Source organism: Hoylesella buccalis ATCC 35310 (assembly GCF_025151385.1).
In the GTDB taxonomy this organism is placed as follows: domain Bacteria; phylum Bacteroidota; class Bacteroidia; order Bacteroidales; family Bacteroidaceae; genus Prevotella; species Prevotella buccalis.
Map to the genome: position 1 here is coordinate 2,950,075 of NZ_CP102287.1, position 24,733 is coordinate 2,974,807.

A 24,733-nucleotide genomic window follows, 5' to 3' on the forward strand; every position below is an offset into this window, starting at 1 on the left:
TTGCTGGTTGACTCTACATGAAGGTATGACAAGTAATGGGCATGTAATGAAAATTACAGAAAAGGCAGAAGTACACATCTATATGCCTAAAGAGAATGCAACTGCTGATTTGCAAAAGGAATGGCATAACAAACTTGATGCCATTCATCCCAAAATAAAGTTTGAAATTCACATATTGGAGGATTATATAAAATAATGGTAGTATGTTTACTATAGGGAAATTGACATATTTGAATATAGATAAAAAGAGTTTTAGTTTTGTGACAGATACTAAAGGCTCTATAGATTATCAAAAATGGGTAAAATACATTGATAAAAATCAGGGACTATTTGTATGGTATGAAGATACAGAAGATGGAAAAAATATCTTAAAAAACATTAAAGATGTTCCAGAGGAATTTCAAAAGCATGCTCTTGCTTTGTTGAATAAGGTGCGGTGTTTTGCTAAATTTAATAGCAAAAAGAATTATTATGATATAAGTGTAGGATGTTCCGAAGAAAGCCAAAGAGTAACTATCACCTTTGAGCGAAGACCTCAAATAGAGGAGATTAGACTATTTTTAAACATGGCAAAATATTTAGATGCTATGCTCCTATACAGGGGAGAAAAAAAGATAGATGAAAAGATTATCGAGGAGTTGGAATACAACAGCAAAAAATGACAGCAATGAGAAATTTGTATATTACAATAAATAAGTTTAGTACTCTTAATCGTTCAAGATTACAAGCATTAGACTACAATAAATGGGTGAAGTATATAGAAAGTAACTCATCATATTTCATATGGTATTCAGATACAGAATCTGGCAGAAGACTCGCTGAGTCTATCACGAATTATCCCAAAACCCTGAATACCGATTATTCAGAAACATCATATTAACAACAAAATAGTTTCAAGTATGAGATATATTGAGTCACAAAAAATAGAAAATGTCAAAAGCTTCTGTCCCAGTAATGGGGACTATGCCTATACCAAAGAGCAGAAAGGTTATTTGTATATCGATGGCGTGCTTTTAGAAAAAGATGATGCACCTTTAGAGCTTTCTCTTAGAGGTAAGTATATGTATGTATGGTATAGTCATTTGGGGAGTCTTGAACTATACGAGGGGCACACACTTTTGAACAGTATAGAACGTAATGTTATTCTGCTAAATGAGCAAACTCAATATATAGGTAAGACCTATGAGGAATTTAATCCTTTTCGACAGGGTTATAACTTCGCATCTCCAATTGATGGACAACTGATATTGCCTGAGTTTATTCCGTACATGCTGTATGTGGAAGATGATATAATTATCGCCTATGATAATTTTAGCGGAGAGTTCAAGCGAATAAATACTCAAATCGAAACTCTCTGGCAATTTCCTCTTTCTTTATTGGGAGGGACGGAATATGAACCTGACGGAACCGACAAAATAGACAAGATATTGGGAGTTATTCACGGGAACATCTGGTTTTATACAGATTTTTATAGATTGGTAGCTTTGGACTTGGAAACGGGAAACAAAGTATATTCATTTGATTGCTTTGGTGTCTATTTAGACAAAAGAACAAACAACATATTTGCAATTTCATCAAATGTGATTACGATAATCGACACGGAAAAGTTAGCAGTTATAGAACGGTATGATTTCCTTGAAACTGATCCCACGGGTATAGGAACATACCGAAGAGTATTCAGTCCGATGCTTCAAGGAGACTATTTTACCTTTTTGGGTGAGAAAGAGGAGGACTTCGGTAGCAACATGCGTCGGATCGGCATTTTCGATTATAAAGCTCGCAAGCTGGTTTGGGAATATGAACTCATCAGCATAGATGAATACGAACAAACACGTAACCACTTAGTGCCTTCCAAGCCTTTGTATATGATAGGCAATAAATTATACATAAAGGACTTTAAAAATACTTTACACATCTTTGAACGAGAAGATATTTGATGATAACAGAAAATATGAAGAAAATTAAGATGCAGAATAGGAATGAATTAATATTTATGTTTGCTTTCTTAGTCTCTTCCTGTCTCAAGGAGACTGCTGTTCCTATCGAATCGGCATTCACCATAGAGACATCAGAAGATAAGACCTCACCTGTAACTATTCAACTAAAAAACGAGAGTTATGGGGCAGATGAGTATGAATGGACATTTGAAGGAGGACAGCCTGGTAGTTTTACGGACAAAAGTCCGGGTAAGGTTGTGTTCACACAGGCAGGTGAGCACAAAATTACCTTACGAGTCTGGAATGCTGTAGAGGAAAAGACAAGTCAGCAGACCCTCAGAGTTGACTCCGCCATGACGATAGACTTTGATTTTACCGTGGCAATCAATGTGCTCCGGGAACTGTCTCCATCATCAACAAAAGCAAAGGTGGAAGCCAATACGAGTGGGCATTTGAAGGTAGCATTCCCTCTACATCCAACCGACAGCATCCTGGCGCGATGACCTTTGCGGACGGTGGTGAGCATAAGATTCACCTAAGAGTATTCAATGGCAGTAAAAACGAGGAACGTACTAAGGTGCTAACCCTACAACCTCCAATTCAAGCCGACTTTTAAGTCGTACTTCCCTAACGCTGTTTCTTACAACCGTTTTGTTGAACTTGAATGTAGGGCGTTTTTCCCTCTTATGTTCTTTCTTAATCTGCGTGCATTTGGAAGATGTGCAGGTGTTACATTTGTTGACTCAGCAATGAACATTACGCTTAACTTGTCAGAATAAGGTCGGGATGAACCCGAATTGGGGTATAAAATATAATACACGAGAGTACGTTTTACGGATTCTTTTCGCGCCCTTCACGAACGATAAGTGATGTTGATATACATTTGTTTTCGACGTAAATTATTGAAACGAATGCTATATTTTGTTAAATTTTCAAGCTCGTGAAAAATTGAACTTATTATTTTGTACGAGTTTTAATTATTATTTGTACCTTTGCAGCCCGAAAAGGTTCATTGTATCCAATTCATTAAAGGGGATACTGTGTCCTCTTTCGATATTGCTTCGATAATATACAAAATAATATATAAAATTAAAAAGTAAAATTATGCCTACTATTTCACAGTTAGTAAGAAAAGGCAGACGGGTGATTGAAAGCTCAAGCAAGTCGCCGGCTTTGGACAACTGTCCTCAGCGTCGTGGCGTATGCGTGCGCGTGTATACAACCACTCCTAAAAAGCCTAATTCGGCGATGCGTAAGGTCGCCCGTGTTCGTTTGACCAACCAAAAGGAAGTAAACTCTTACATCCCAGGAGAAGGACACAACTTGCAAGAGCATAGTATCGTGCTGGTTCGTGGCGGTCGTGTTAAAGATCTTCCTGGTGTGCGTTACCACATCGTTCGCGGAACATTGGATACCGCCGGCGTTGCAAACCGCACACAGCGACGTTCTAAATATGGAGCGAAGCGTCCTAAGGCAGCTAAGAAGTAAGCTGAATACAAGAAAGATTCTAAATCAGTGGGTTCTGTGGTTGGTAAGAATGTAGGTGATACATGACTTCAGAACCGGAGATTGGAAAATGGCTCAAGAGCCCAGTGACTTAGAATCTTTTCTTTATCCCATTAAAATAATATTTATCGTTTTGCTGGAGAATTATTATCAAGGTTGAGTAAATGCTCAAGAGTGAGTGTTGAAGATCAAAACAATAACAGCCTCCGCAGACACAATTTTTTATTAAGTAAAAATGAGAAAAGCAAAACCAAAGAAGCGTGTGATCTTGCCAGATCCAGTCTTCAATGACAAGAATGTATCTAAGTTTGTCAATCACTTGATGTACGATGGAAAGAAAAATACAGCGTACGAAATCTTCTACAAAGCTCTGGACACCGTAAAGGCTAAGATGGGCAATGAAGAGAAGTCTCCATTAGAAATTTGGAAGCAGGCGTTGGATAACATCACTCCGCAGGTGGAAGTGAAAAGCCGTCGTATCGGTGGTGCCACATTCCAGGTTCCAACGGAAATTCGTCCTGATCGTAAGCAGAGTGTTTCGATGAAAAACTTGATACAGTACGCACGGAAGCGTGGCGGAAAGAGCATGGCGGATAAGCTCGCAGCAGAGATTATGGATGCCTTTAACAACCAGGGTGGCGCTTATAAGCGTAAAGAAGATATGCACCGTATGGCTGAGGCAAACCGCGCATTCGCTCACTTCAGATTTTAATGATATAATAAGGTAAAAAGACAATGGCAAATCGCGATTTACATTTAACACGTAACATAGGTATCATGGCCCACATCGATGCCGGTAAAACAACAACTTCTGAGCGTATCTTGTTCTATACAGGAAAGACTCATAAGATTGGTGAGGTGCATGATGGAGCAGCTACCATGGACTGGATGGCCCAGGAACAGGAGCGTGGTATTACCATTACTTCTGCTGCGACAACCTGTAACTGGAAATATTTGGGCAAAGATTTCAAGATCAACCTGATTGATACTCCGGGACACGTCGACTTTACCGCTGAGGTAGAACGTTCATTGCGTGTGCTGGATGGTGCAGTAGCAACCTATTCTGCAGCTGATGGTGTTCAGCCACAGTCGGAAACAGTGTGGCGTCAGGCTGATAAATATAATGTACCGCGCATAGGATATGTGAACAAGATGGACCGTTCTGGTGCTAACTTCTTCGAGACGGTTCAGCAGATGAGAGACATCTTGGGTGCGAATCCTTGTCCAATTCAGATACCAATCGGTGCTGAAGAAAACTTCAAGGGTGTAGTTGACCTTATTAAAATGAAGGCGATGTATTGGCACGACGAAACCATGGGTGCTGAATATGACATAGCTGATATCCCTGCTGAATTGGTGGACGAAGCAAACGAGTGGAGAGAGAAATTGTTAGATTCTGCTGCAAGTTTTGACGATGACTTGATGGAGAAATACCTTGAAGGTCAGGAAATCGATGAGATGCAGTTGATCAAAGCAATCCGTAAGGGAACTTGTGCCATGGAGCTGACTCCGATGGTACTGGGATCATCCTATAAAAACAAGGGTGTTCAGCCTTTATTGGATTATATTTGTGCATTCTTGCCATCACCTTTGGATACTGAGGCTGTTGTAGGTACTAATCCTGATACAGATGAGGAAGAGGATCGTAAGCCTTCTGAAGAAGAGCCGACAGCTGCTTTGGCATTCAAGATTGCGACGGACCCATTCATGGGACGTTTGGTATTCTTCCGTGTATATTCGGGTAAAGTGACAGCAGGATCGTATGTCTACAATCCTCGCACAGGTAAAAAAGAGCGTATCAGTCGTTTGTTCCAGATGGACTCTCATAAAGAAATTCCGATGGACTCGATTGATGCGGGTGATATCGGCGCCGGTGTTGGATTCAAGGATATTCGTACGGGTGACACCTTGTGCGATGAGGCTAAGCCTATCGTATTGGAGTCTATGACATTCCCCGATACCGTGATATCGATTGCCGTTGAACCCAAGAGTCAGGCAGATATCGCTAAGTTGGATAACGGTTTGGCCAAGTTGGCAGAAGAAGACCCAACATTTACCGTTCGTACCGACGAGCAGAGTGGTCAGACGATTATCTCTGGTATGGGTGAGCTGCACTTGGATATCATTATTGACCGTTTGAAGCGTGAATTCAAGGTTGAATGTAACCAGGGTAAACCACAGGTTAACTATAAGGAGGCTATCACCAAGGATGTAACCTTGCGTGAAGTTTACAAGAAGCAGAGTGGTGGTCGTGGTAAATTCGCCGACATTATCGTTACTGTTGGTCCTAAGGATGAGGATTATACCGAAGGCGACTTGCAGTTTGTTAACGAGGTAAAAGGTGGTAACGTGCCTAAGGAGTTTATTCCTTCTGTACAGAAGGGTTTCCAAGATTGCCTAAAGAATGGTGTTTTGGGTGGTTTCCCTGTTACTGGCTTAAAGGTTACGTTAACAGATGGATCTTTCCACCCTGTTGACTCTGACCAATTGTCTTTCGAGCTTGCCGCACACAATGCGTTCAAGAATGCTTGTCCGAAGGCTGGTCCTGTTTTGATGGAGCCTATCATGAAAGTGGAAGTGGTGACACCAGAAGAGAACATGGGTGACGTAATTGGCGACTTGAATAAGCGCCGCGGTCTTGTACAAGGCATGGATGAAGCACGCAGTGGTGCCCGTATCGTTAAAGCGATGGTGCCATTGGCAGAGATGTTTGGTTATGTAACCGCATTGCGTACCATTACCTCAGGACGTGCAACCAGTTCGATGGAATATGACCATCATGCACCCGTCTCTACTTCTATTGCGAAGACAGTGCTTGAGGAGGTTAATGGTAAAGCAGATCTTCTGTAAGAAATCAAAATCAGGAAAGAGAATCACGTCTTAGCGTATGACTCTTAAGACGTGTATCTCTCTCCTCTTAATAAATAACTAACAAATATCAAAGATGAGTCAAAAAATTAGAATTAAGCTGAAGTCTTACGACCACCAGTTGGTTGACAAATCAGCCGAGAAAATTGTGAAGGCAGTAAAGGCGACAGGTGCCATTGTCAGTGGTCCTATTCCATTGCCTACTCACAAGCGAATTTTCACCGTGAACCGCAGTACTTTCGTGAACAAGAAAGCACGTGAGCAGTTTCAACTCTCAAACTTTAAGCGTTTGATAGATATCTATAGCTCATCAGCCAAAACTGTAGATGCTTTGATGAAGTTGGATTTGCCAAGTGGTGTTGAGGTTGAAATCAAGGTGTAAAGGTGATATGGTCGTGCAATGGACATAGAGGGCTTTTTGAATCCATTTATTTGGATGTTTTTTTTGGATTGTGCTTACACCTATTTCTATTTATAGATTATGGAACGAGTTGCAAAAACCAAAAAATCGCAATGTAAGTGGTATTATAGAATCTTCTCTAGTGTTGCTTGCTTCTATTATCTATATAGTGATTAAAGTACTGAAGTGAAATATAACTTATATACATTTTTGTCGTGTCTTCTTTAGCATTATTATCTTGTTCGCATGAGATAAATACTTTAGAAGTATAAACTCGTCAACTAAAAAACTCATAAACTAAAAAACTCATAAACTAATAATTTTATTGAAATGCCAGGATTAATTGGAAGAAAAATCGGAATGACATCCGTTTTCAGTGCCGACGGTAAAAATATACCGTGCACTGTTATCGAAGCTGGTCCTTGTGTTGTAACCCAGGTAAAAACAGAAGAAACTGATGGTTACAAGGCTCTTCAATTAGGTTTCGGAGAAGCAAAGGAAAAGAGAACAACCAAACCTTTGTTGGGAACCTTCAAGAAAGCCGGCACAACACCTAAAAAGCACTTGGTCGAGTTCAAATTTGATGGGGAGTATAACCTGGGTGACACTATTACAGTTGAGTTGTTCAACGATACAGAATTCGTTGACGTAATAGGCACCTCTAAAGGTAAAGGCTTCCAGGGCGTAGTTAAGCGTCATGGATTCGGCGGCGTTGGTCAGCGTACACACGGTCAGGATGACCGAGCTCGTAAGCCGGGTGCTATTGGTGCATGTTCTTATCCAGCTAAAGTGTTTAAGGGCATGCGCATGGGCGGCCAGATGGGTGGTGACAGAGTCACAACTCAGAATCTGAGAGTGTTAAAAGTGATTCCAGAGAAGAACCTCTTGATTGTCAAGGGCTCGTTTGCTGGATGCAATGGTTCAACTGTTTTAATTGAGAAATAATGGAAGTTAGCGTATTAAATATCAATGGTCAGGAAACTGGAAGAAAGGTTACGTTGAACGAAGCTATCTTCGGAATAGAGCCAAACGACCATGTGCTATATCTTGATGTAAAGCAGTATCTTGCCAATCAGCGTCAAGGAACAGCCAAGTCGAAAGAGAGAAGTGAGATGAGTGGTTCTACTCGCAAACTTGGTCGCCAGAAAGGTGGTGGTGGAGCACGTCGTGGTGACATCAACTCGCCAGTACTTGTTGGTGGCGCTCGCGTGTTTGGTCCAAAACCACGTGACTATCGCTTTAAATTGAATAAAAAAGTAAAGAATCTTGCTCGTAAATCAGCTTTGTCATACAAAGCGCAGGAGAACGCAATCGTTATCGTGGAGGACTTTACTTTGGATGCCCCAAAGACTAAAGATTTCGTAAATATTGCAAAAAATCTTAAAGTTGAGGGCAAGAAGTCGCTCCTGGTTTTGCCAGAAGCAAATAAAAATGTATATTTGTCGGCTCGTAATCTGCAACAAGCAGAAGTGATGACGGCATCTACACTCAATACTTATAAAGTTTTGAATGCAGATGTTCTTGTTGTGACAGAAAACTCGTTGAAGGTGATCGACAATATCTTAATTAAATAAAGGAGACAATAGAAAATGGCATATATCATTAAACCACTGGTCACTGAGAAGATGACTAAGATTACAGACAAGTCTTCTATTGAAAAAACTTATAAGGTGAAAGGTGAGAACCGCACTAAGGTTGCAGAACTGAAGTATGGTTTCATCGTACGTCCTGAAGCCGATAAGCTCCAAATTAAGAAAGAGATTGAAAGTCTGTACAACGTTACAGTAATAAATGTGAACACAGCTCGCTATGCTGGGAAGCGCTCAAGCCGCTATACTCGCGCTGGACTTGTGAAAGGTCAGAAAGCTGCGTTCAAGAAAGCAATCGTCACTCTGAAAGAGGGCGATACAATTGATTTTTACAGCAATATTTAAAATAAAAAATGGCAGTACGTAAATTTAAACCGGTAACTCCGGGACAAAGACACAAGGTTATTGGCACGTTCGAGGATATTACTGCATCCGTGCCAGAGAAGTCTCTCGTTTACGGTAAACGCTCTTCAGGTGGTCGAAACAACACCGGAAAGATGACTGTCCGCTACATAGGTGGAGGTCATAGAAGAAAACTTCGTTTTATCGATTTCAAGCGTGAGAAAGATGGTGTTCCAGCTGTAGTAAAGACAATCGAATACGATCCAAACCGTTCGGCTCGCATCGCTTTGTTGTTTTACGCAGATGGTGAAAAGCGTTACATTATTGCTCCTAATGGACTACAGGTAGGTGCTACGCTGATGTCTGGTGCAAATGCAGCACCTGAAGTTGGTAACGCACTTCCTTTAGCAAACATTCCTGTTGGTACAGTGATTCACAACATTGAATTGCGTCCAGGACAGGGTGCTTTGCTTGTTCGTTCGGCTGGTAATTTTGCTCAGTTGACTTCTCGTGAGGGCAGTTATTGTGTGATTAAGCTCCCTTCTGGCGAAACTCGTCAGATATTGAGTGCTTGTAAGGCTACGGTAGGTAGTGTAGGAAACTCTGACCATGCATTGGAACAGTCAGGAAAAGCTGGTCGTTCACGCTGGTTAGGTCGTCGTCCACACAACCGTGGTGTAGTGATGAACCCTGTTGATCACCCAATGGGTGGTGGTGAAGGCCGTCAGAGTGGTGGACATCCACGTTCACGCAAGGGCTTGTATGCTAAGGGTCTCAAGACTCGTGCACCTAAGAAGCATTCTAACAAGTACATTATTGAAAGAGCTAACAAATAATCAAGTAAACTAAGAGTAAAATATGAGTCGTTCACTTAAGAAAGGTCCGTATATCAACGTAGCTCTGGAAAAGAAAATTCTCGCTATGAATGAGAGTGGAAAGAAGAGCGTTGTTAAGACATGGGCAAGAGCTTCAATGATTTCCCCTGATTTCGTGGGACACACTGTTGCAGTCCATAACGGAAATAAATTTATCCCTGTTTACGTTACAGAAAACATGGTTGGACACAAGTTGGGAGAGTTCTCTCCAACTCGTCGTTTTGGTGGCCACGCTGGTAACAAGAAATAATAGGGACAAACCATTTAAAAAGTAAAATTAATAATGGGAGCAAGAAAGCATATAGCGGCTGAAAAATTAAAAGAAGCCCGCAAAAATTTATACTTCGCAAAGCTCAAAGGTGTTCCTTCATCACCCCGGAAAATGCGCTATGTAGTAGACATGATCCGAGGAATGGAAGTAAACCGCGCTCTCGGAGTATTGAGATTCTCAAATAAGCAAGCTGCTCAAGATATAGAGAAGTTACTTCTTTCTGCAATTGCTAACTGGGAAGCTAAGAATGATCGTAAGGCTGAAGATGGAGAGTTATTCGTCAGCCGTGTCTTCGTAGATGAAGGTGTTACGATGAAGCGTATGAGACCGGCACCGCAGGGTCGTGGGTACAGAATTCGTAAGCGTAGTAACCATGTTACTTTGTTTGTTGATGCCAAAACTAATGACGAAAAATAATAAATAGAATGGGACAGAAAGTTAATCCAATAAGCAATCGACTTGGAATTATCCGTGGTTGGGATTCAAATTGGTTCGGTGGTAATGACTTCGGAGGCAACCTTGTTGAGGACAGGAAAATCCGCAAGTATCTTAATGAGCGATTGGCTAAAGCAAGCCTTTCACGCATTATCATTGAACGTACCTTGAAGCTCGTTACCATTACTATTTGTACAGCAAGACCTGGTATCGTCATTGGTAAGGGTGGTCAAGATGTAGATAAACTTAAGGAAGAATTGAAGAATCTTTTCAATAAAGAAATTCAAATCAATATCTTTGAGGTGAAGAAGCCTGAGCTCGACGCCAACATTGTAGCAAACAATATCGCTCGTCAAGTAGAAGGTAAAATCGCTTACCGCCGTGCTATCAAGATGGCCATCCAAAATACCATGCGCGCAGGTGCAGAGGGTATTAAAGTCCAAATATCTGGACGTTTGAATGGTGCAGAAATGGCACGTAAGGAAATGTACAAAGAAGGTCGTACACCTTTGCATACATTCCGTGCTGACATCGATTACTGCCAGACAGAAGCGCTTACGAAAGTAGGTTTGCTTGGCATCAAAGTTTGGATTTGTCGTGGAGAAGTTTATGGTAAGCAAGAATTGACACCAAACTTCACACAGGATAAGACGAATAATGGTCGTCCAAACGGTGGCCGTAACGGTGGTCGTGGTAATCGTAGAAGAAACAATAACCGTTAAAAGAAAAAGTTATCATGTTACAGCCAAAAAGAGTAAAATATAGAAGACCTCAAGATGGACGTGGAAATAAAGGAAACGCCCACAGAGGAACACAGCTCGTTTTCGGTTCGTTCGGTATCAAGACGCTTGAGCCCAAATGGATCGATAGCCGACAGATAGAAGCTGCACGTGTAGCAGTAAACCGTTACATGCAGCGTGAAGGACAAGTCTGGATACGAATCTTCCCAGACAAGCCAATCACTCGTAAGCCTGCCGATGTCCGCATGGGTAAAGGTAAAGGTGATCCCATGGGATGGGTGGCTCCGGTTACGCCGGGACGTATCCTCTTTGAAGTAGAAGGTGTAAGCTTTGATGTAGCTAAAGAGGCACTGCGCTTAGCTGCTCAGAAGTTGCCTGTGAAGACAAAGTTTGTTGTACGACGTGATTACGATAAAAACGCTTAAGCTATGAAGATGACAGAATTAAAAGGACTCGCTGAAAAGGACTTGCGAGAGAAGCTAGAGAATGCAGAGGCAGCTTACAATCAGATGAAGCTAAATCATGCAGTATCTCCTTTGGAGAATCCATCTCAGATTAAGATAGCTCGTCGTGACATCGCACGTATGAAAACTGAACTGCAGCAGAGAGAACTTAATAAATAACAATGGTTCAGATGGAAACAAGAAATTTAAGAAAAGTAAGACAGGGTGTCGTTGTTAGCAACAGCATGGATAAGACCATCGTCATTGCATCAAAGTTCAAGGAGAAGCACCCTATATATGGTAAGTTTGTTCAGAAAACAAAAAAATACCATGTACACGATGAAAAGAATGAGGCTAATGTAGGTGATACAGTTCTCATTATGGAGACACGTCCTTTGTCAAGAACAAAGAGATGGAGATTAGTTCAAATAGTAGAAAAAGCTAAGTAATTATGATACAGGCAGAATCAAAACTTACAGTATGTGATAACAGCGGCGCACGTGAAGCTCTTTGCATCCGTGTTCTCGGTGGTACCGGTCGCCGTTATGCAAGTGTGGGAGACGTTATTGTTGTTTCAGTGAAAAACGTAATTCCATCAAGTGATTTGAAAAAAGGTGCAGTATCTAAGGCTTTAGTCGTTCGTACAAAGAAAGAGATTCGTCGTCCGGATGGTTCATACATTCGTTTCGACGATAATGCTTGTGTTTTGTTGAACAATGCTGGGGAGATAAGAGGAAGCCGTATCTTCGGTCCTGTCGCTCGTGAGCTGCGTGCAATAAATATGAAAGTGGTTTCTTTGGCACCAGAGGTTCTTTAATTATTAAAATAACAAGCAAATGAGTAAGTTACATATAAAGAAAGACGATACAGTGATTGTACTGTCCGGTTCGGATAAAGGCAAGACTGGAAAGGTGCTCAAAGTGTTGGTCGACGAAGAACGTGCCATCGTTGAGGGGGTGAATATAGTAGCCAGAAGTACTAAACCTTCTGCTAAGACTCCTCAAGGAGGCATTGTTAGGCAGGAAGCACCTATACATATTTCTAATTTGAGTTTAATTGACCCAAAGAGTGGCAAGGCTACTCGTGTTTCTATCAAACGAGATGGAAAGAAAGTGATACGAATCGCCAAAAAATCAGGGGAGGAAATCAAATAATATGGATACAGCGCAATTCAAGAAAACTTATAAAGAGAAAATCGCTCCAGCATTGAAGGAACAGTTTCACTACTCTTCAACCATGGAGGTTCCCGTTCTCAAAAAAATCGTCATCAATCAAGGACTTGGTAATGCAACTGAGGACAAGAAGATTATTGACGTTGCGATGAATGAAATTTCATCTATTACCGGTCAGAAAGCTGTTACGACGTATTCTAAGAAGGATATTGCAAACTTCAAACTTCGTAAGAAAATGCCGATTGGTGTGATGGTAACCTTACGTCGCGAGCGTATGTATGAGTTCTTGGAAAAACTCGTACGTGTAGCTTTGCCTCGTATTCGTGACTTCAAAGGTATTGAAAGCAAGTTTGATGGACGCGGTAATTATACGCTGGGTATCGAAGAACAAATCATCTTCCCGGAAATCAATATCGATGCGATTGATCGTATACAGGGTATGAACATTACTTTTGTCACGTCTGCCAAGACTGATGAAGAGGGATATGCATTGCTCAAAGGTTTCGGTCTTCCATTTAAGAACGCAAAAAACGATTAAAAGAATATGGCAAAAGAATCAATGAAAGCTCGCGAAATTAAGCGTGCGAAGCTAGTAGCTCGCTACGCTGAAAAACGCGCAGCTCTTAAAAAGGTTATTGCAACAACAGAGGATCCTGCAGAAGCTTACGAGGCTGCTCGTAAATTGCAGTCAATTCCTAAGAATGCGAATCCTATCCGCCTTCATAACCGTTGCAAGGTAACGGGACGTCCAAAAGGATATATCCGCCAGTTCGGCCTTTCTCGTATTCAATTCAGAGAAATGGCTTCGGCAGGATTGATTCCGGGCGTTAAGAAGGCTAGTTGGTAATTGTTAACGCAATACTGACACCATACATCAAAAAGATGCTAATTTAATATTGTCGGGGTAGTCCCGATTAATTAAACTTTTATAAAATGACAGATCCAATAGCAGATTATCTGACAAGACTCAGAAATGCGATTATGGCACATCACCGTGTCGTTGAGATTCCTGCGTCTAACTTGAAAAAGGAGATTACTAAGATCCTTTTCGAGAAGGGATACATCTTGAACTATAAGTTCATTGAAGATGGTCCTCAGGGAACAATTAAAGTTGCTTTGAAGTATGATCCTACTACAAAGCAGAACGCTATCAAGAAATTGAAGCGAGTGTCTACACCCGGTTTGCGCCAGTATACCGGTTACAAAGACATGCCGAGAGTAATTAACGGACTAGGTATTGCAATATTATCTACGTCTCAGGGTGTAATGACTGACAAGGAAGCTACCGCACAAAAAATTGGCGGTGAGGTTCTTTGCTACGTATATTAATTGGAGGTTAGAATATGTCTAGAATAGGAAAATTGCCAATTAGTATTCCTGCAGGAGTAACAGTGAATTTCGACGAGAAGACTAATGTCTTTACCGTCAAGGGACCCAAAGGTGAATTGTCTCAGGAGATAAATCCTTCTATCAAACCATCCATTAGCGATGGACAAATTACTTTCGAGGTAGATGAGAAAAGTCCGGTAGATTATAAGCAAAAGCAAGCTTACCATGGTTTGTATCGTTCTTTAGTCAACAATATGGTCGTTGGCGTAAGCGAAGGCTATAGTAAGACACTCGAACTCATCGGTGTTGGTTTCCGTGTATCCAATCAAGGTAACCTTGTAGAGTTCTCTCTCGGATATACTCACCCAATCTTTATCCAGCTTCCTAGTGAAGTGAAAGTAGAAACTAAGTCAGAAAGAAACCAAAATCCGCTCATTAAGTTAGAGTCGTGTGATAAGCAACTGTTAGGTCTCATTTGTGCTAAAATTCGTTCTTTCCGTATGCCTGAGCCTTACAAGGGAAAAGGTATTCTCTTCAAGGGAGAGGTTATTCGTAGAAAGTCTGGAAAGACAGCTGCGGCTAAGTAATTTTAATTTTTTACGATTATGACAACAAAGAAAGAAAAAAGACGAATGAAGATAAAGTTCCGTATTCGTAAGAATGTAAACGGAACAGCTGAGCGCCCACGTCTAAGTGTTTTCCGCTCTAATAAACAGATTTACGCTCAGGTAATTAATGATATAACTGGTACAACTCTTGCTTCTGCTTCCTCTTTAGGCTTAGAAAAGATGCCAAAGGATGAACAGGCACAGAAGGTTGGTGAACTCATTGCACAAAAGGCTCAAGCAGCTGGAATAGAAGCTGTTGTCTTTGACCGTAATGGTTACCTCTACCATGGTCGTGTTAAAGAGTTGGCTGATGCTGCTCGCAAGGGTGGACTTAATTTTTAAACGGTTATGGCAATGAATAAAGTAAAGATAAATAGCGACGTAGAATTAAAAGATCGTTTGGTTGCAATCAACCGTGTTACAAAAGTGACAAAAGGTGGCCGAACATTCACTTTTGCTGCTATTGTCGTCGTAGGTGATGGCAACGGAATTATTGGCTACGGACTTGGTAAGGCTGGTGAAGTAACATCTGCCATCGCCAAGGGCACTGAAGCTGCCAAGAAGAATTTGGTGAAGGTTCCGGTATTGAAAGGTACTATTCCTCATGAGATAGAAGCACGTTATAGCGGTGCACGCGTATTCTTGCGTCCGGCTGCTGCTGGTACAGGACTGGTTGCCGGCGGTGCTATGCGCGCAGTGTTGGATAGTGTTGGTATTACAGATGTGTTGGCTAAGTCGAAGGGATCTTCTAACCCTCACAACTTGGTTAAAGCCACGATTTTAGCGTTGAGTCAGGTTCGTGATGCATACACCGTTGCAGGCGCACGTGGCATCGATATGAATAAGGTATTTAACGGATAAGGAAACTGAAGAATGGCAACAATAAAAGTAAAGCAAATCAAGAGTAAAATTGGTGCTCCTGTGGACCAGAAGAAAACGCTGCTGGCACTGGGACTTCATAAAATCTCTCAGATTGTTGAAGTCGAGGATACTCCAAGTATGCGTGGTATGATTCGGAAGGTACATCATTTGGTAACCGTCGTTGAATAGTAATCTTTTAAGAAGTAAAATCATGAAATTATATAATTTGAAACCAGCAGAAGGCTCTACTCATTCACGTCGTCGTATTGGTCGTGGTCCAGGTTCTGGACTTGGCGGAACTTCTACCCGTGGACACAAAGGAGCAAAATCTCGTTCTGGTTATAAAAAGAAGATTGGATTTGAAGGTGGCCAGATGCCACTTCAACGCCGTGTACCCAAAGGTGGCTTCAAGAATATCAATCGCAAGGAATATTTCGCTGTAAACTTGTCGACACTCCAGACATTAGCAGAAGAAAAGAACCTTACCAAGATTGGTATCGCCGAGTTGGTGGCAGCTGGCCTAACCAATGGCAAGAAGCTTGTAAAAATCTTAGGAAACGGTGAACTGACAGCTAAAATTGATGTAGAAGCAAATGCATTCTCAAAAACTGCTGAAGAGGCAATCAAGGCAGTAGGTGGTAACACAACTAGAATCTAAGTAATGAAAAAGTTTATTGAGACACTAAAGAACTGTTGGAAGATTGAGGATTTGCGCCAGCGTCTCCTCATAACTCTTCTGTTTACGGCCATCTATCGTTTTGGCTCGTTTGTAGTACTGCCGGGTATTAATCCTGCTTCGTTAGGACAACTCCAAAAGCAGACTGAAGGCGGCTTGATGTCGCTGCTTGACATGTTCTCTGGTGGTGCATTCTCAAATGCGTCCATATTCGCACTTGGGATTATGCCCTATATCTCAGCTTCTATCGTTATGCAACTTCTAGCTGTTGCTGTACCTTATTTCCAAAAGATGCAACGCGAGGGTGAGAGTGGTCGGAAGAAGATTAGCATGTACACTCGGTATCTGACAGTATTCATTTTGCTGTTGCAGGCTCCTAGTTACTTGATGAACCTGAAGTATCAGGCTTCACAGGCTTTGGCTACAGGTATCTCATGGACAGTTTTTATGATTCCGGCTACCATTATCTTGGCTGCAGGCAGCATGTTCATCCTTTGGCTAGGTGAACGGATAACAGATAAGGGTGTTGGTAACGGTATCTCATTAATCATCATGATTGGTATCATCGCCCGCCTTCCTCAGGCTTTCGTTCAAGAGGCAGGTTCACGCTTAACAGCCATCAGCGGTGGTGGATTAATCATGTTTATCGTTGAGTTGCTGATTCTCTTTGGCGTGGTCTGTGCTGCAATCTTGCTGGTACAGGGAACACGTAAAGTTCCTGTGCAATATGCCAAACGTCTGGTGGGCAACAAGCAATATGGAGGTGCACGTCAGTACATCCCATTAAAACTGTTTGCGGCCAACGTAATGCCTATCATCTTTGCTCAAGCATTGATGTTCATTCCTTTGGCTATTGTTCAGTATCAGTCTGATAATGCATCTCCGATAGTTCGTTCTCTCATGGACCCTCACAGCTTGTTGTATAATGTCATCTATGTGATTCTGATTATAGCATTCACGTATTTCTATACGGCCATTACTTTGAATCCTGTTCAGATGGCAGAAGACATGAAGCGCAATAATGGTTTCATTCCGGGGATTAGACCTGGTAAGGATACTGCCGAGTACATTGATACGATTATGTCTCGCTTGACCTTCCCTGGCTCGTTGTTCATTGCTTTTATAGCGATTATGCCTGCTTTAGCTGGTCTGTTGAACGTACAGCAAGGTTTCTCACAGTTCTTCGGAGGTACATCTCTCTTGATTCTCGTTGGTGTCGTTATAGATACGCTGCAGCAAATAGAGAGCCACTTATTGATGCGTCATTACGATGGACTGCTAAACGTGGGACACACTAGAGGGAATCATGTATCAGCCTACTAATCTTTAGTCTGAGAGTGAATATATTCTTAAAGACTGAAGATGAAATTGACTTGATGTATGAGACGAACCAACCGGTAGGAGCAACGCTCGCTGAAGTTGGCAAGCACATTAAAGAAGGTGGTCACTACCCCTCATTTGATTGCTTTGCACACAAATTCATCAGAGACCATGGTTGCCCCGAGCTTTCTGAATTTTCAAGTTTTGGAGATTTTTTTTCGGGGAAGTACCTATACCTCTGTCAATTATGTAGTTGCACATGGCATTCCAACGAGCAAACCATTTTGCGTGAGGGTGACATCAGCCCAATCGCAGTTGCCATTCATCATGGCCAAGTGGAGATTTTATCAACGTTTAAGAATATTGAACTTTTAGAAAGAAATAATTAATTATGGCTAAACAGTCCGCAATAGAGCAAGACGGAACCATCGTGGAGAGTTTATCTAACGCAATGTTTCGCGTAGAGCTTGAAAACGGTGTGGAGATTATAGCACATATCTCAGGAAAAATGAGAATGCACTATATCAAGATCCTGCCTGGTGACAAGGTGAAGGTCGAAATGAGTCCTTACGATTTGACTAAAGGCAGAATCGTTTTCAGATATAAATAATCAAGTATAAGATATGAAGACAAGAGCATCATTAAAGAAACGTACACCCGACTGTAAGATAGTTCGTCGTAAAGGTCGCCTGTTCGTCATTAACAAGAAAAACCCGAAGTTTAAATTACGTCAGGGCTAAAGAAGATGAAGTGTTGTATATCTTTCAATGAGAATTGAAGTGTACAGCTCAAATCCAATTAAAGTTATTTATTTTATTAATTTTATCAACAAATGGCAATAAGAATTGTTGGAGTAGATTTGCCCCAGAATAAGCGTGGCGAAATCGCATTGACCTATATCTATGGTATTGGTCGAAGTAGTTCAGCAAAGATATTGGATAAGGCTGGTGTAAACCGTGACTTGAAGGTTAGTGAATGGACTGACGATCAAGCAGCCAAGATCCGTGAAATTATCGGTGCTGAATTCAAAGTAGAAGGTGATCTCCGTTCAGAGATCCAGATGAATATCAAGCGACTGATGGATATTGGTTGTTATCGTGGCGTTAGACATCGTAATGGTCTTCCAGTTCGTGGTCAGAGCACCAAAAACAATGCTCGTACACGTAAGGGTAGAAAGAAGACTGTTGCTAATAAGAAGAAGGCTACTAAGTAAATTTAGTTGAGAGTTGAGGGTTGAGAATACATTTTTCTCAATACATTAAAACTTAAACTCCTAACTTTTAAACTAAAAAAGATTATGGCAAAGAAAACAACAGCTTCAAAGAAGAGGAATGTAAGAGTTGATGCACTGGGACAGTTGCATGTTCACAGCTCATTTAATAATATTATCGTTTCATTGGCTAACAGCGAAGGTCAGGTTATATCCTGGTCTTCAGCAGGAAAGATGGGTTTCCGTGGCTCAAAGAAAAATACTCCCTACGCTGCACAGATGGCAGGTGAAGATTGCGCTAAAGTCGCTTTCGACTTGGGATTGCGTAAGGTTAGGGCATTTGTTAAAGGGCCTGGTAACGGTCGTGAGTCGGCTATTCGTGCGGTTCATGCTGCAGGAATTGAGATTACAGAGATTATTGATGTAACCCCATTGCCACACAATGGATGCCGTCCACCAAAGAGACGTAAGGTATAAATTCTTATCTTGAGCCTGGTTTAACTGTCAGGCTCCTGATATTATCACTAGAATAAGTTTATTTTTTTTATATTATGGCTAGATACATAGGTCCGAAATCTAAAATTGCACGTCGATTTGGTGAACCAATTTTCGGCGCTGACAAAGTTTTGTCCAAGAGAAACTTCCCTCCTGGACAGCATGGTAATAACAGACGCAGGAAGATGTCTGAGTTTGGTGCCATGTTGGCAGAGAAGCAAAAGGCAAAGTACACATATGGTGTGCTTGAGCGCCAGTTCCGTAATATGTTTGAGAAGGCTGCAAAGTCTGATGGAATTACCGGTGAGGTTCTCCTTCAGAACCTTGAATGCCGTCTTGACAATGTTGTATTCCGTTTGGGTATTGCCCCAACGCGTGCCGCAGCTCGTCAAATGGTAGGGCATAAGCACATCGTCGTTGATGGAAAAGTTGTCAATATTCCTTCTTATGCCGTTAAGCCAGGCCAAATTGTTGGTGTACGTGAGAAAGCGAAGTCTCTCGAGGTCATCGAGGCTTCTCTGGCTGGTTTCAACCATAGTAAATATCCTTGGATCGAGTGGGATGAGAATTCAAAGAGTGGTAAGTTCTTGCATCTGCCAGAACGTGCTGACATCCCTGAGAATATTAAGGAACAGTTAATCGTTGAGTTGTACTCTAAATAAATCATTAAATTAATGGCGATATTAGCATTTCAAAAACCTGATAAAGTAGTAATGTTGGAGGCTGACGACAAGTTCGGTAAATTCGAATTCCGTCCACTTGAGCCTGGCTTTGGTATTACCATCGGTAATTCATTGCGCCGCATTCTCCTTTCATCACTTGAAGGCTATGCTATCAATACCATCCGTATAGCTGGTGTTGAGCATGAGTTTTCTTCAGTACCTGGTGTAAAGGAAGATGTTACCAACATTATCTTGAATCTCAAGCAAGTTCGATTCAAGCAAGTAGTAGAAGAATTCGAGAATGAGAAAGTTAGTATCACCGTAGAGAATTCCACTGAGTTCAAAGCGGGCGATATCGGTAAGTATCTGACTGGATTTGAAGTGTTAAATCCTGATTTGGTGATTTGTCATTTAGATGCTAAAGCTTCCATGCAGATAGACTTGACCATCAATCAAGGACGTGGATACGTTCCCGCTGATGAGAACCGTCAATTCTGCACGGATGTCAATGTCCTCCCAATCGATTCAATCTACACCCCAATCCGTAATGTTAAATACTCAGTAGAGCCTTATCGTGTTGAACAAAAAACCGACTATGATAAGCTTGTTATTGAGGTAACCACGGATGGTTCCCTATCCCCAAAGGATGCACTGAAAGAAGCTGCCAAGATTCTTATCTATCACTTCATGTTGTTCTCGGATGAAAAGATAACACTCGAAAATCCAGATCAAGACGACAACCAGGAGTTTGATGAGGAAGTGTTGCGCATGCGTCAATTGCTAAAGACGAAACTTATTGACTTGAACCTTAGTGTTCGCGCACTCAATTGCCTCAAGGCAGCTGAAGTTGAAACTCTCGGTGACTTGGTGCAGTACAACAAGACAGACTTATTGAAGTTCCGCAACTTTGGAAAGAAATCGCTTTCAGAGCTTGATGATTTGCTCGAAAGTCTGAATCTATCATTTGGAACCGATACATCAAAGTATAAACTGGATAAGGAGTAAGGTTTTAGTATGTGAGTTATTAAGTTTTTAAGTAGTTGAGTTTAGAAGTTTAGGTTTGGATGTATTGAGTAATCAATAGTCAGAACTATGAATGAGTAAACCTTCCATCTACTTGAATCTATAACGTCTATATTAGTAAATCCACTCTCATCCAAAACGAACAAAACAAAAAATGAGACACAATAAAAAATTCAACCACTTAGGTCGTACTGCATCTCATCGTGATGCTATGCTTGCTAACATGGCAGTATCCCTGATTATGCACAAAAGAATCACTACGACCCTCGCAAAAGCAAAGGCTTTAAAAAAGTATGTAGAGCCACTGATTACCCGTTCAAAGGACGATACGACCAATTCGCGTCGTGTTGTTTTCCGCTACCTCCAGAAAAAGGAAGCTGTAACAGAACTGTACAAGACTGTAGCTCCAAAAGTAGGTGATCGTCCAGGCGGTTATACCCGTGTAATCAAGCTGGGTACTCGTCAAGGTGATGCTGCTCAGATTGCTTTTATTGAGTTAGTTGATTTTGATGACAATATGGCAAAGACTGAGAAAACAGCTAAGAAAACTCGTCGTAGCCGTCGTTCTTCAGGTAAGAAGAATGATGAAGCTGCTAAGGCTGAAAGTGCTGTTGAAACAGACGATGTTGTTAAGGCAGAGACAGCCGAAGAAACTTCGAAAGAGGCTTCTGAAGCTAAAGCCAAAGAAGATGTTTCTGAAGCAACAGCTAAAGAAGATGCTTCTGAAGCAAAGGCACAAGACGAAAAGGAAGCTAAGTAAATTTTACCATATTGGTTTCAATATAAACGCTCTCATCCAATTGGGTTGAGAGCGTTTTTTATAAGTACACTCGGCATCAGCACTATCTAATGGGTAAGTCCCGATTAAGTCCTTGTGGCAGAAACTACATAGTCGTACCTTGAAGACTATTTAGTCGTCCTTCTATCGCTCTCCGTATACTTTTTCAGATAATCATGCGTTATTGTCATAGCATCTTAAAAAAAAAGATAGAATGAGACCTCTGCAAAACTCTTTGTTCAAGATTTGCTCATTTCATCATATTTTTGTACCTTTATAGTATGAAACAACGTCCTTCTTCTCCGAGTTTTGCTGACCTAATAGTTGGTCATCGTAAGGTCAAACAGACCTTTTTCTTTCAAATTGATCAGATAATCGACTGGAATCCCATTCGTGGACTTATTGAAATTGCTTACACCAAAGGCAACCGTCCCACTGGTCGTCCAAGCTATGACAGTCTTGTGTTGTTCAAGACCGAGCTTCTTCGTACATGGTATGGCTTGAGTGACGGCGAGGTCGAAGAGCAGGTAAATGACCGTCTGTCCTTCAGTCGCTTTGTTGGTTTAGGATTGGATGACTGCGCTCCAGATAGTACAACTGTATGCCGTTTCCGTAACATTTTGGTTGAAGCCGACCTTTACGACAATGTGCTGCAAGAGATAAATCGCCAGTTAGAGTTGGCTGGTGTTTTGATTAAGCGTGGTGCCATCGTTGATGCAAGTATCACGGATAGTCCTCGTCGACCTCGCGGCCGTAAGGAATACGAAGTAGTTGAGGATCGCAATGAGGAATCAGGCAGGGATGTGGCAGAAAAGGCAATGGTTAAAGAGATCGTCAAGCCCAATGTTGATGGAGAAGCACGTTGGGTAAAGAAGATGGGGAAGCTACACTTCGGTTACAAGCGACATTCGGTTACAGATGAGAACGGTTTGGTGATAGCCGAGGAAACCACACCGGCTAACGAAAGTGACATCAAACATTTGGAAAAGCCATTAGAAAAAGCTAAACTTCCACAAGGTACACCTGTTTATGCCGACAAGGGTTATGATTCCACGGCAAACAAGGATGTACTTAAACGTATGAAGCTCAAGAGTCGTATCATGCACAAAGGAGTAAGGGGGCGTAAGCTAACGGAAAGAGAGCAGCGTATTAATGTAGCCATCAGCAAGACACGGTACAAAGTGGAACGTACCTTTGGATCTATTCACAGATGGTTTCATGGTGGCATAGCCAGATATGTAGGTTTAGATAAGACTCACGCACAACACATCATGGAGGCTATTGCCTACAATTTATATCGAACTCCAGGGATAATTGTGTCTAATTCTCTCAAATAAGGGGAGAATATGAGATGAAATAGAGCATATACAGCATAAAAATCAAAAATATAGACTGCAGGTGAGCCAATAGTGCTCAAAAACAAGAATGATAGAGAATGGGGTAAGGTTTTGCAGAGGTCTCAGAATGAGAGTTAAGATGATACTACCTGCATTGCAGGAGGCAGAAAGTCCTTATTGGCGACCTATAAAGTATTCACTTTTTCCCCCTTTGGGACTGGCAACACTCGCTGCCTATTTCTCCTATGATGACGATGTGGTGATTCAAGATCAGCATGTTGAGAAACTGGTCCTTGATGACACGCCTGATTTGGTTTGTATACAAGTGTATGTTACTAATGCCTATCGTGCCTATAAGATTGCGGATAGTTATCGACAAAGAGGGGTATTTGTAGCTCTGGGTGGTCTACATGTAACCAGTCTTCCTGATGAAGCATCACTTCATGCTGATACCATATTATTAGGTCCAGGGGAGGAAGCATTTCCCGAAACTTAAATTTAAAAATATAAATAACAAATGAACAAAAAACCCTTTTTAATTGGTATGTTGTCAGGAGTAGTCTTGACCATAGCCGCACTTTATGTTGTAAACTTTTTTATTCAAAAGGAAAGTAAAGACGAAGCTATACAGTATATTGAGAAACCTGTGAGTTATGAAAACAAAAACGAAACGTCTTTCAAAGTGTTTCAAGTCATTGGAGAAGATGCTGCGTTAGCAGATGAACTTTCCGATAAACAATCAGACTTGTATCTTGGCAATACGGTTGTGCTTACTGGCAAGGATTTTTATACTGACCAAGTGGTTACAATAAAAAACCTCAGAGGATTGGAACTTATAACTATACAAGTAACCGCGGTTTACCTATGACGGTTCCTATAATAGAAGGTGATTTAGTAAATTAAAACCTACAGGTTTGAGGCGTTACCCAATGATAAGAATTCACACCGCTTTTTCAAAGAATTTTTGGGGAGCATCTTGCGGAATATAAAAGATAGTGATAAGGTGTCGTTGATAGTTACCAAATCCAAAGTTTCTGTTAATAATTCCCAACAATCGGCACAGCATGTTGCGAAAAATACTATATTTACCAACAATAAATTTGACTAACCAAACAATTATTTGAGATGAAGAAAGTATTTTTGATGGCAATGGCAGCCATAGCGTTTATTTTTGCGGGCTGCGGAGACAAGAAGACATCACCTAACGACAATCAGGCAGACACTACGATTGTGATGGATGAAAGTGCAGACGCAACCGCCGACTCCCTGACCTCTGAACTTGATACACAATTGTCGCAGAACAACACGGATGCCGTTCAGGCTACCTTGACATCGTTGCAAAACAAGTATGCTGAGTTGGTGGCTTCTGGCAAGCTGGACACGGCCAAGGCCTATGCCGCCAAGATTCAGCAGTTTTTGAACGACAATGCAGAGAAAATCAAGGCTGCCACAGCTAACAATGCCACTATTGCTGCGCTTGTATCGGGCATTCAGAACCTTCCTACAACAGCAGAAGCAACAGCCGAACAGGCTGAGGCAGCTGTAAAAAACAATGCGGAGGAAATGATGAAAGAGGCTGAATTTGAAACCAACAAGGCCATTGATAAGGCCAAGCGGGAAGCCACGAAAGCCACTGACAAGGCCAATGCGAAAATGAATGAGGCCAAAGACAAAGCCGGCAAGGCGCTTGACAAAAGCGCAGAGGAAGCCAACAAGAAAGTAAACCATGCCAGGGGGCAAATCCGAAAAGGACTGGGGCTGTAATTCCAGAAGCTCTACCAACTGGATAGGTGGAGTTGTAAACACGTTAGCCCAGGGCATCTGCCCTGGGCTAACGTGTTTATGGGCTTTCAGCC

Annotated in this window: 41 protein-coding genes and 1 pseudogene; all 42 read left to right on the forward strand. The window is 41.6% G+C overall.

What is annotated here, in order from left to right; translation table 11 throughout:
* The first annotated feature begins 46 nt into the window (after nt 1-46).
* The 42 genes and pseudogenes from NQ518_RS12075 (at nt 47) to NQ518_RS12280 (ending at nt 24,641) form a co-directional block, all read left to right on the forward strand.
* Complete coding sequence (locus tag NQ518_RS12075; RefSeq protein WP_227205471.1) at nt 47-196, forward strand: hypothetical protein; 150 nt, start codon at nt 47-49, stop codon at nt 194-196.
* 7 nt (nt 197-203) lie between these two features.
* Nucleotides 204-662 (forward strand): hypothetical protein, encoded by a 459-nt coding sequence (locus NQ518_RS12080; RefSeq protein ID WP_004350148.1) that lies wholly within the window; start codon nt 204-206, stop codon nt 660-662.
* 237 nt (nt 663-899) lie between these two features.
* Nucleotides 900-1,937, forward strand: coding sequence for a hypothetical protein (locus tag NQ518_RS12085; protein ID WP_004350150.1), 1,038 nt, complete (start codon nt 900-902; stop codon nt 1,935-1,937).
* A 14-nt stretch (nt 1,938-1,951) separates the two neighbouring features.
* Nucleotides 1,952-2,440, forward strand: coding sequence for a PKD domain-containing protein (locus tag NQ518_RS12090; protein WP_227961684.1), 489 nt, complete (start codon nt 1,952-1,954; stop codon nt 2,438-2,440).
* Nucleotides 2,441-2,539: 99 nt separating this feature from the next.
* Nucleotides 2,540-2,689 (forward strand): annotated as a pseudogene (locus NQ518_RS12095) (IS982 family transposase); the annotation flags it as partial.
* A 352-nt stretch (nt 2,690-3,041) separates the two neighbouring features.
* Nucleotides 3,042-3,425 (forward strand): 30S ribosomal protein S12, encoded by a 384-nt coding sequence (gene rpsL / locus NQ518_RS12100; RefSeq protein ID WP_004350155.1) that lies wholly within the window; start codon nt 3,042-3,044, stop codon nt 3,423-3,425.
* 253 nt (nt 3,426-3,678) lie between these two features.
* Nucleotides 3,679-4,155, forward strand: a complete 477-nt coding sequence (gene rpsG, locus NQ518_RS12105; RefSeq protein ID WP_023057662.1) for a 30S ribosomal protein S7 — start codon at nt 3,679-3,681, stop codon at nt 4,153-4,155.
* A gap of 23 nt (nt 4,156-4,178) precedes the next feature.
* A complete protein-coding gene (gene fusA, locus NQ518_RS12110; protein ID WP_227961682.1) occupies nt 4,179-6,293 on the forward strand; it encodes an elongation factor G in 2,115 nt (704 codons plus the stop codon).
* A 94-nt stretch (nt 6,294-6,387) separates the two neighbouring features.
* Entirely contained in the window at nt 6,388-6,693 is a 306-nt protein-coding gene (gene rpsJ / locus NQ518_RS12115; RefSeq protein WP_004350159.1) for a 30S ribosomal protein S10, read from the forward strand.
* Nucleotides 6,694-7,041: 348 nt separating this feature from the next.
* On the forward strand, nt 7,042-7,656 hold the full coding sequence (rplC, locus tag NQ518_RS12120) for a 50S ribosomal protein L3 (protein ID WP_004350161.1): 615 nt from the start codon (nt 7,042-7,044) through the stop codon (nt 7,654-7,656).
* Complete coding sequence (gene rplD, locus NQ518_RS12125; RefSeq protein WP_227961680.1) at nt 7,656-8,285, forward strand: 50S ribosomal protein L4; 630 nt, start codon at nt 7,656-7,658, stop codon at nt 8,283-8,285. The genes rplC and rplD overlap by 1 nt, the downstream gene beginning before the upstream one ends.
* Nucleotides 8,286-8,300: 15 nt before the next feature.
* A complete protein-coding gene (rplW, locus tag NQ518_RS12130; RefSeq protein ID WP_227961678.1) occupies nt 8,301-8,645 on the forward strand; it encodes a 50S ribosomal protein L23 in 345 nt (114 codons plus the stop codon).
* 8 nt (nt 8,646-8,653) lie between these two features.
* Complete coding sequence (gene rplB, locus NQ518_RS12135; RefSeq protein ID WP_227961676.1) at nt 8,654-9,478, forward strand: 50S ribosomal protein L2; 825 nt, start codon at nt 8,654-8,656, stop codon at nt 9,476-9,478.
* A gap of 22 nt (nt 9,479-9,500) precedes the next feature.
* Nucleotides 9,501-9,767, forward strand: a complete 267-nt coding sequence (gene rpsS, locus NQ518_RS12140) for a 30S ribosomal protein S19 (protein ID WP_023057705.1) — start codon at nt 9,501-9,503, stop codon at nt 9,765-9,767.
* A 33-nt stretch (nt 9,768-9,800) separates the two neighbouring features.
* Nucleotides 9,801-10,205 carry a 50S ribosomal protein L22 gene (gene rplV, locus NQ518_RS12145; RefSeq protein WP_227961674.1) on the forward strand — a complete coding sequence of 135 codons (405 nt, stop codon included), beginning with the start codon at nt 9,801-9,803 and terminating at the stop codon, nt 10,203-10,205.
* 8 nt (nt 10,206-10,213) lie between these two features.
* Entirely contained in the window at nt 10,214-10,945 is a 732-nt protein-coding gene (gene rpsC, locus NQ518_RS12150; RefSeq protein ID WP_227961672.1) for a 30S ribosomal protein S3, read from the forward strand.
* A 14-nt stretch (nt 10,946-10,959) separates the two neighbouring features.
* Nucleotides 10,960-11,388, forward strand: a complete 429-nt coding sequence (gene rplP, locus NQ518_RS12155) for a 50S ribosomal protein L16 (RefSeq protein ID WP_004350174.1) — start codon at nt 10,960-10,962, stop codon at nt 11,386-11,388.
* Nucleotides 11,389-11,391: 3 nt separating this feature from the next.
* Nucleotides 11,392-11,586, forward strand: a complete 195-nt coding sequence (gene rpmC, locus NQ518_RS12160; RefSeq protein ID WP_004350176.1) for a 50S ribosomal protein L29 — start codon at nt 11,392-11,394, stop codon at nt 11,584-11,586.
* Nucleotides 11,587-11,588: 2 nt separating this feature from the next.
* Complete coding sequence (gene rpsQ / locus NQ518_RS12165; protein WP_272878318.1) at nt 11,589-11,855, forward strand: 30S ribosomal protein S17; 267 nt, start codon at nt 11,589-11,591, stop codon at nt 11,853-11,855.
* A 2-nt stretch (nt 11,856-11,857) separates the two neighbouring features.
* Complete coding sequence (gene rplN, locus NQ518_RS12170; RefSeq protein ID WP_004350179.1) at nt 11,858-12,223, forward strand: 50S ribosomal protein L14; 366 nt, start codon at nt 11,858-11,860, stop codon at nt 12,221-12,223.
* A gap of 19 nt (nt 12,224-12,242) precedes the next feature.
* Nucleotides 12,243-12,560 (forward strand): 50S ribosomal protein L24, encoded by a 318-nt coding sequence (gene rplX / locus NQ518_RS12175; RefSeq protein ID WP_227961668.1) that lies wholly within the window; start codon nt 12,243-12,245, stop codon nt 12,558-12,560.
* Between the two features lies 1 nt (nt 12,561).
* Entirely contained in the window at nt 12,562-13,116 is a 555-nt protein-coding gene (gene rplE / locus NQ518_RS12180) for a 50S ribosomal protein L5 (RefSeq protein ID WP_102697973.1), read from the forward strand.
* A 6-nt stretch (nt 13,117-13,122) separates the two neighbouring features.
* Entirely contained in the window at nt 13,123-13,425 is a 303-nt protein-coding gene (rpsN, locus tag NQ518_RS12185) for a 30S ribosomal protein S14 (protein ID WP_004350185.1), read from the forward strand.
* A gap of 86 nt (nt 13,426-13,511) precedes the next feature.
* The gene (rpsH, locus tag NQ518_RS12190; protein WP_023057706.1) at nt 13,512-13,907 is read left to right on the forward strand and encodes a 30S ribosomal protein S8; all 396 of its coding nucleotides are present in this window, start codon (nt 13,512-13,514) and stop codon (nt 13,905-13,907) included.
* Between the two features lie 14 nt (nt 13,908-13,921).
* Complete coding sequence (gene rplF / locus NQ518_RS12195; protein WP_102697971.1) at nt 13,922-14,494, forward strand: 50S ribosomal protein L6; 573 nt, start codon at nt 13,922-13,924, stop codon at nt 14,492-14,494.
* A gap of 18 nt (nt 14,495-14,512) precedes the next feature.
* Entirely contained in the window at nt 14,513-14,857 is a 345-nt protein-coding gene (gene rplR / locus NQ518_RS12200) for a 50S ribosomal protein L18 (RefSeq protein WP_023057632.1), read from the forward strand.
* A 6-nt stretch (nt 14,858-14,863) separates the two neighbouring features.
* Nucleotides 14,864-15,376, forward strand: a complete 513-nt coding sequence (rpsE, locus tag NQ518_RS12205; RefSeq protein WP_227961667.1) for a 30S ribosomal protein S5 — start codon at nt 14,864-14,866, stop codon at nt 15,374-15,376.
* 12 nt (nt 15,377-15,388) lie between these two features.
* The gene (gene rpmD, locus NQ518_RS12210) at nt 15,389-15,565 is read left to right on the forward strand and encodes a 50S ribosomal protein L30 (protein ID WP_023057720.1); all 177 of its coding nucleotides are present in this window, start codon (nt 15,389-15,391) and stop codon (nt 15,563-15,565) included.
* 22 nt (nt 15,566-15,587) lie between these two features.
* Complete coding sequence (gene rplO / locus NQ518_RS12215) at nt 15,588-16,034, forward strand: 50S ribosomal protein L15 (protein ID WP_004350195.1); 447 nt, start codon at nt 15,588-15,590, stop codon at nt 16,032-16,034.
* A gap of 3 nt (nt 16,035-16,037) precedes the next feature.
* Nucleotides 16,038-17,375 carry a preprotein translocase subunit SecY gene (gene secY / locus NQ518_RS12220; RefSeq protein WP_004350197.1) on the forward strand — a complete coding sequence of 446 codons (1,338 nt, stop codon included), beginning with the start codon at nt 16,038-16,040 and terminating at the stop codon, nt 17,373-17,375.
* 14 nt (nt 17,376-17,389) lie between these two features.
* Nucleotides 17,390-17,761 carry a M24 family metallopeptidase gene (locus tag NQ518_RS12225; protein WP_227205487.1) on the forward strand — a complete coding sequence of 124 codons (372 nt, stop codon included), beginning with the start codon at nt 17,390-17,392 and terminating at the stop codon, nt 17,759-17,761.
* 2 nt (nt 17,762-17,763) lie between these two features.
* Nucleotides 17,764-17,982 carry a translation initiation factor IF-1 gene (gene infA / locus NQ518_RS12230; protein ID WP_004350199.1) on the forward strand — a complete coding sequence of 73 codons (219 nt, stop codon included), beginning with the start codon at nt 17,764-17,766 and terminating at the stop codon, nt 17,980-17,982.
* Between the two features lie 13 nt (nt 17,983-17,995).
* Nucleotides 17,996-18,112, forward strand: coding sequence for a type B 50S ribosomal protein L36 (gene ykgO, locus NQ518_RS12235; protein ID WP_004350205.1), 117 nt, complete (start codon nt 17,996-17,998; stop codon nt 18,110-18,112).
* Nucleotides 18,113-18,204: 92 nt separating this feature from the next.
* Nucleotides 18,205-18,585, forward strand: coding sequence for a 30S ribosomal protein S13 (rpsM, locus tag NQ518_RS12240; protein WP_004350207.1), 381 nt, complete (start codon nt 18,205-18,207; stop codon nt 18,583-18,585).
* 84 nt (nt 18,586-18,669) lie between these two features.
* Nucleotides 18,670-19,059, forward strand: a complete 390-nt coding sequence (rpsK, locus tag NQ518_RS12245; protein ID WP_004350208.1) for a 30S ribosomal protein S11 — start codon at nt 18,670-18,672, stop codon at nt 19,057-19,059.
* Between the two features lie 74 nt (nt 19,060-19,133).
* Nucleotides 19,134-19,739 carry a 30S ribosomal protein S4 gene (gene rpsD / locus NQ518_RS12250; RefSeq protein ID WP_227961665.1) on the forward strand — a complete coding sequence of 202 codons (606 nt, stop codon included), beginning with the start codon at nt 19,134-19,136 and terminating at the stop codon, nt 19,737-19,739.
* 12 nt (nt 19,740-19,751) lie between these two features.
* Entirely contained in the window at nt 19,752-20,744 is a 993-nt protein-coding gene (locus NQ518_RS12255) for a DNA-directed RNA polymerase subunit alpha (RefSeq protein WP_004350213.1), read from the forward strand.
* A gap of 172 nt (nt 20,745-20,916) precedes the next feature.
* Nucleotides 20,917-21,522, forward strand: a complete 606-nt coding sequence (gene rplQ, locus NQ518_RS12260; RefSeq protein ID WP_227961663.1) for a 50S ribosomal protein L17 — start codon at nt 20,917-20,919, stop codon at nt 21,520-21,522.
* Nucleotides 21,523-21,821: 299 nt separating this feature from the next.
* Nucleotides 21,822-22,877 (forward strand): IS5 family transposase, encoded by a 1,056-nt coding sequence (locus NQ518_RS12265; RefSeq protein ID WP_227960536.1) that lies wholly within the window; start codon nt 21,822-21,824, stop codon nt 22,875-22,877.
* Between the two features lie 139 nt (nt 22,878-23,016).
* Entirely contained in the window at nt 23,017-23,373 is a 357-nt protein-coding gene (locus NQ518_RS12270) for a cobalamin-dependent protein (RefSeq protein WP_227961661.1), read from the forward strand.
* Between the two features lie 21 nt (nt 23,374-23,394).
* Nucleotides 23,395-23,745: a VPDSG-CTERM exosortase interaction domain protein gene (locus tag NQ518_RS12275; RefSeq protein ID WP_227961659.1), complete on the forward strand. Its 351-nt coding sequence runs from the start codon at nt 23,395-23,397 to the stop codon at nt 23,743-23,745.
* A gap of 257 nt (nt 23,746-24,002) precedes the next feature.
* Nucleotides 24,003-24,641, forward strand: a complete 639-nt coding sequence (locus tag NQ518_RS12280; protein WP_227961658.1) for a hypothetical protein — start codon at nt 24,003-24,005, stop codon at nt 24,639-24,641.
* Nucleotides 24,642-24,733: the final 92 nt, after the last annotated feature.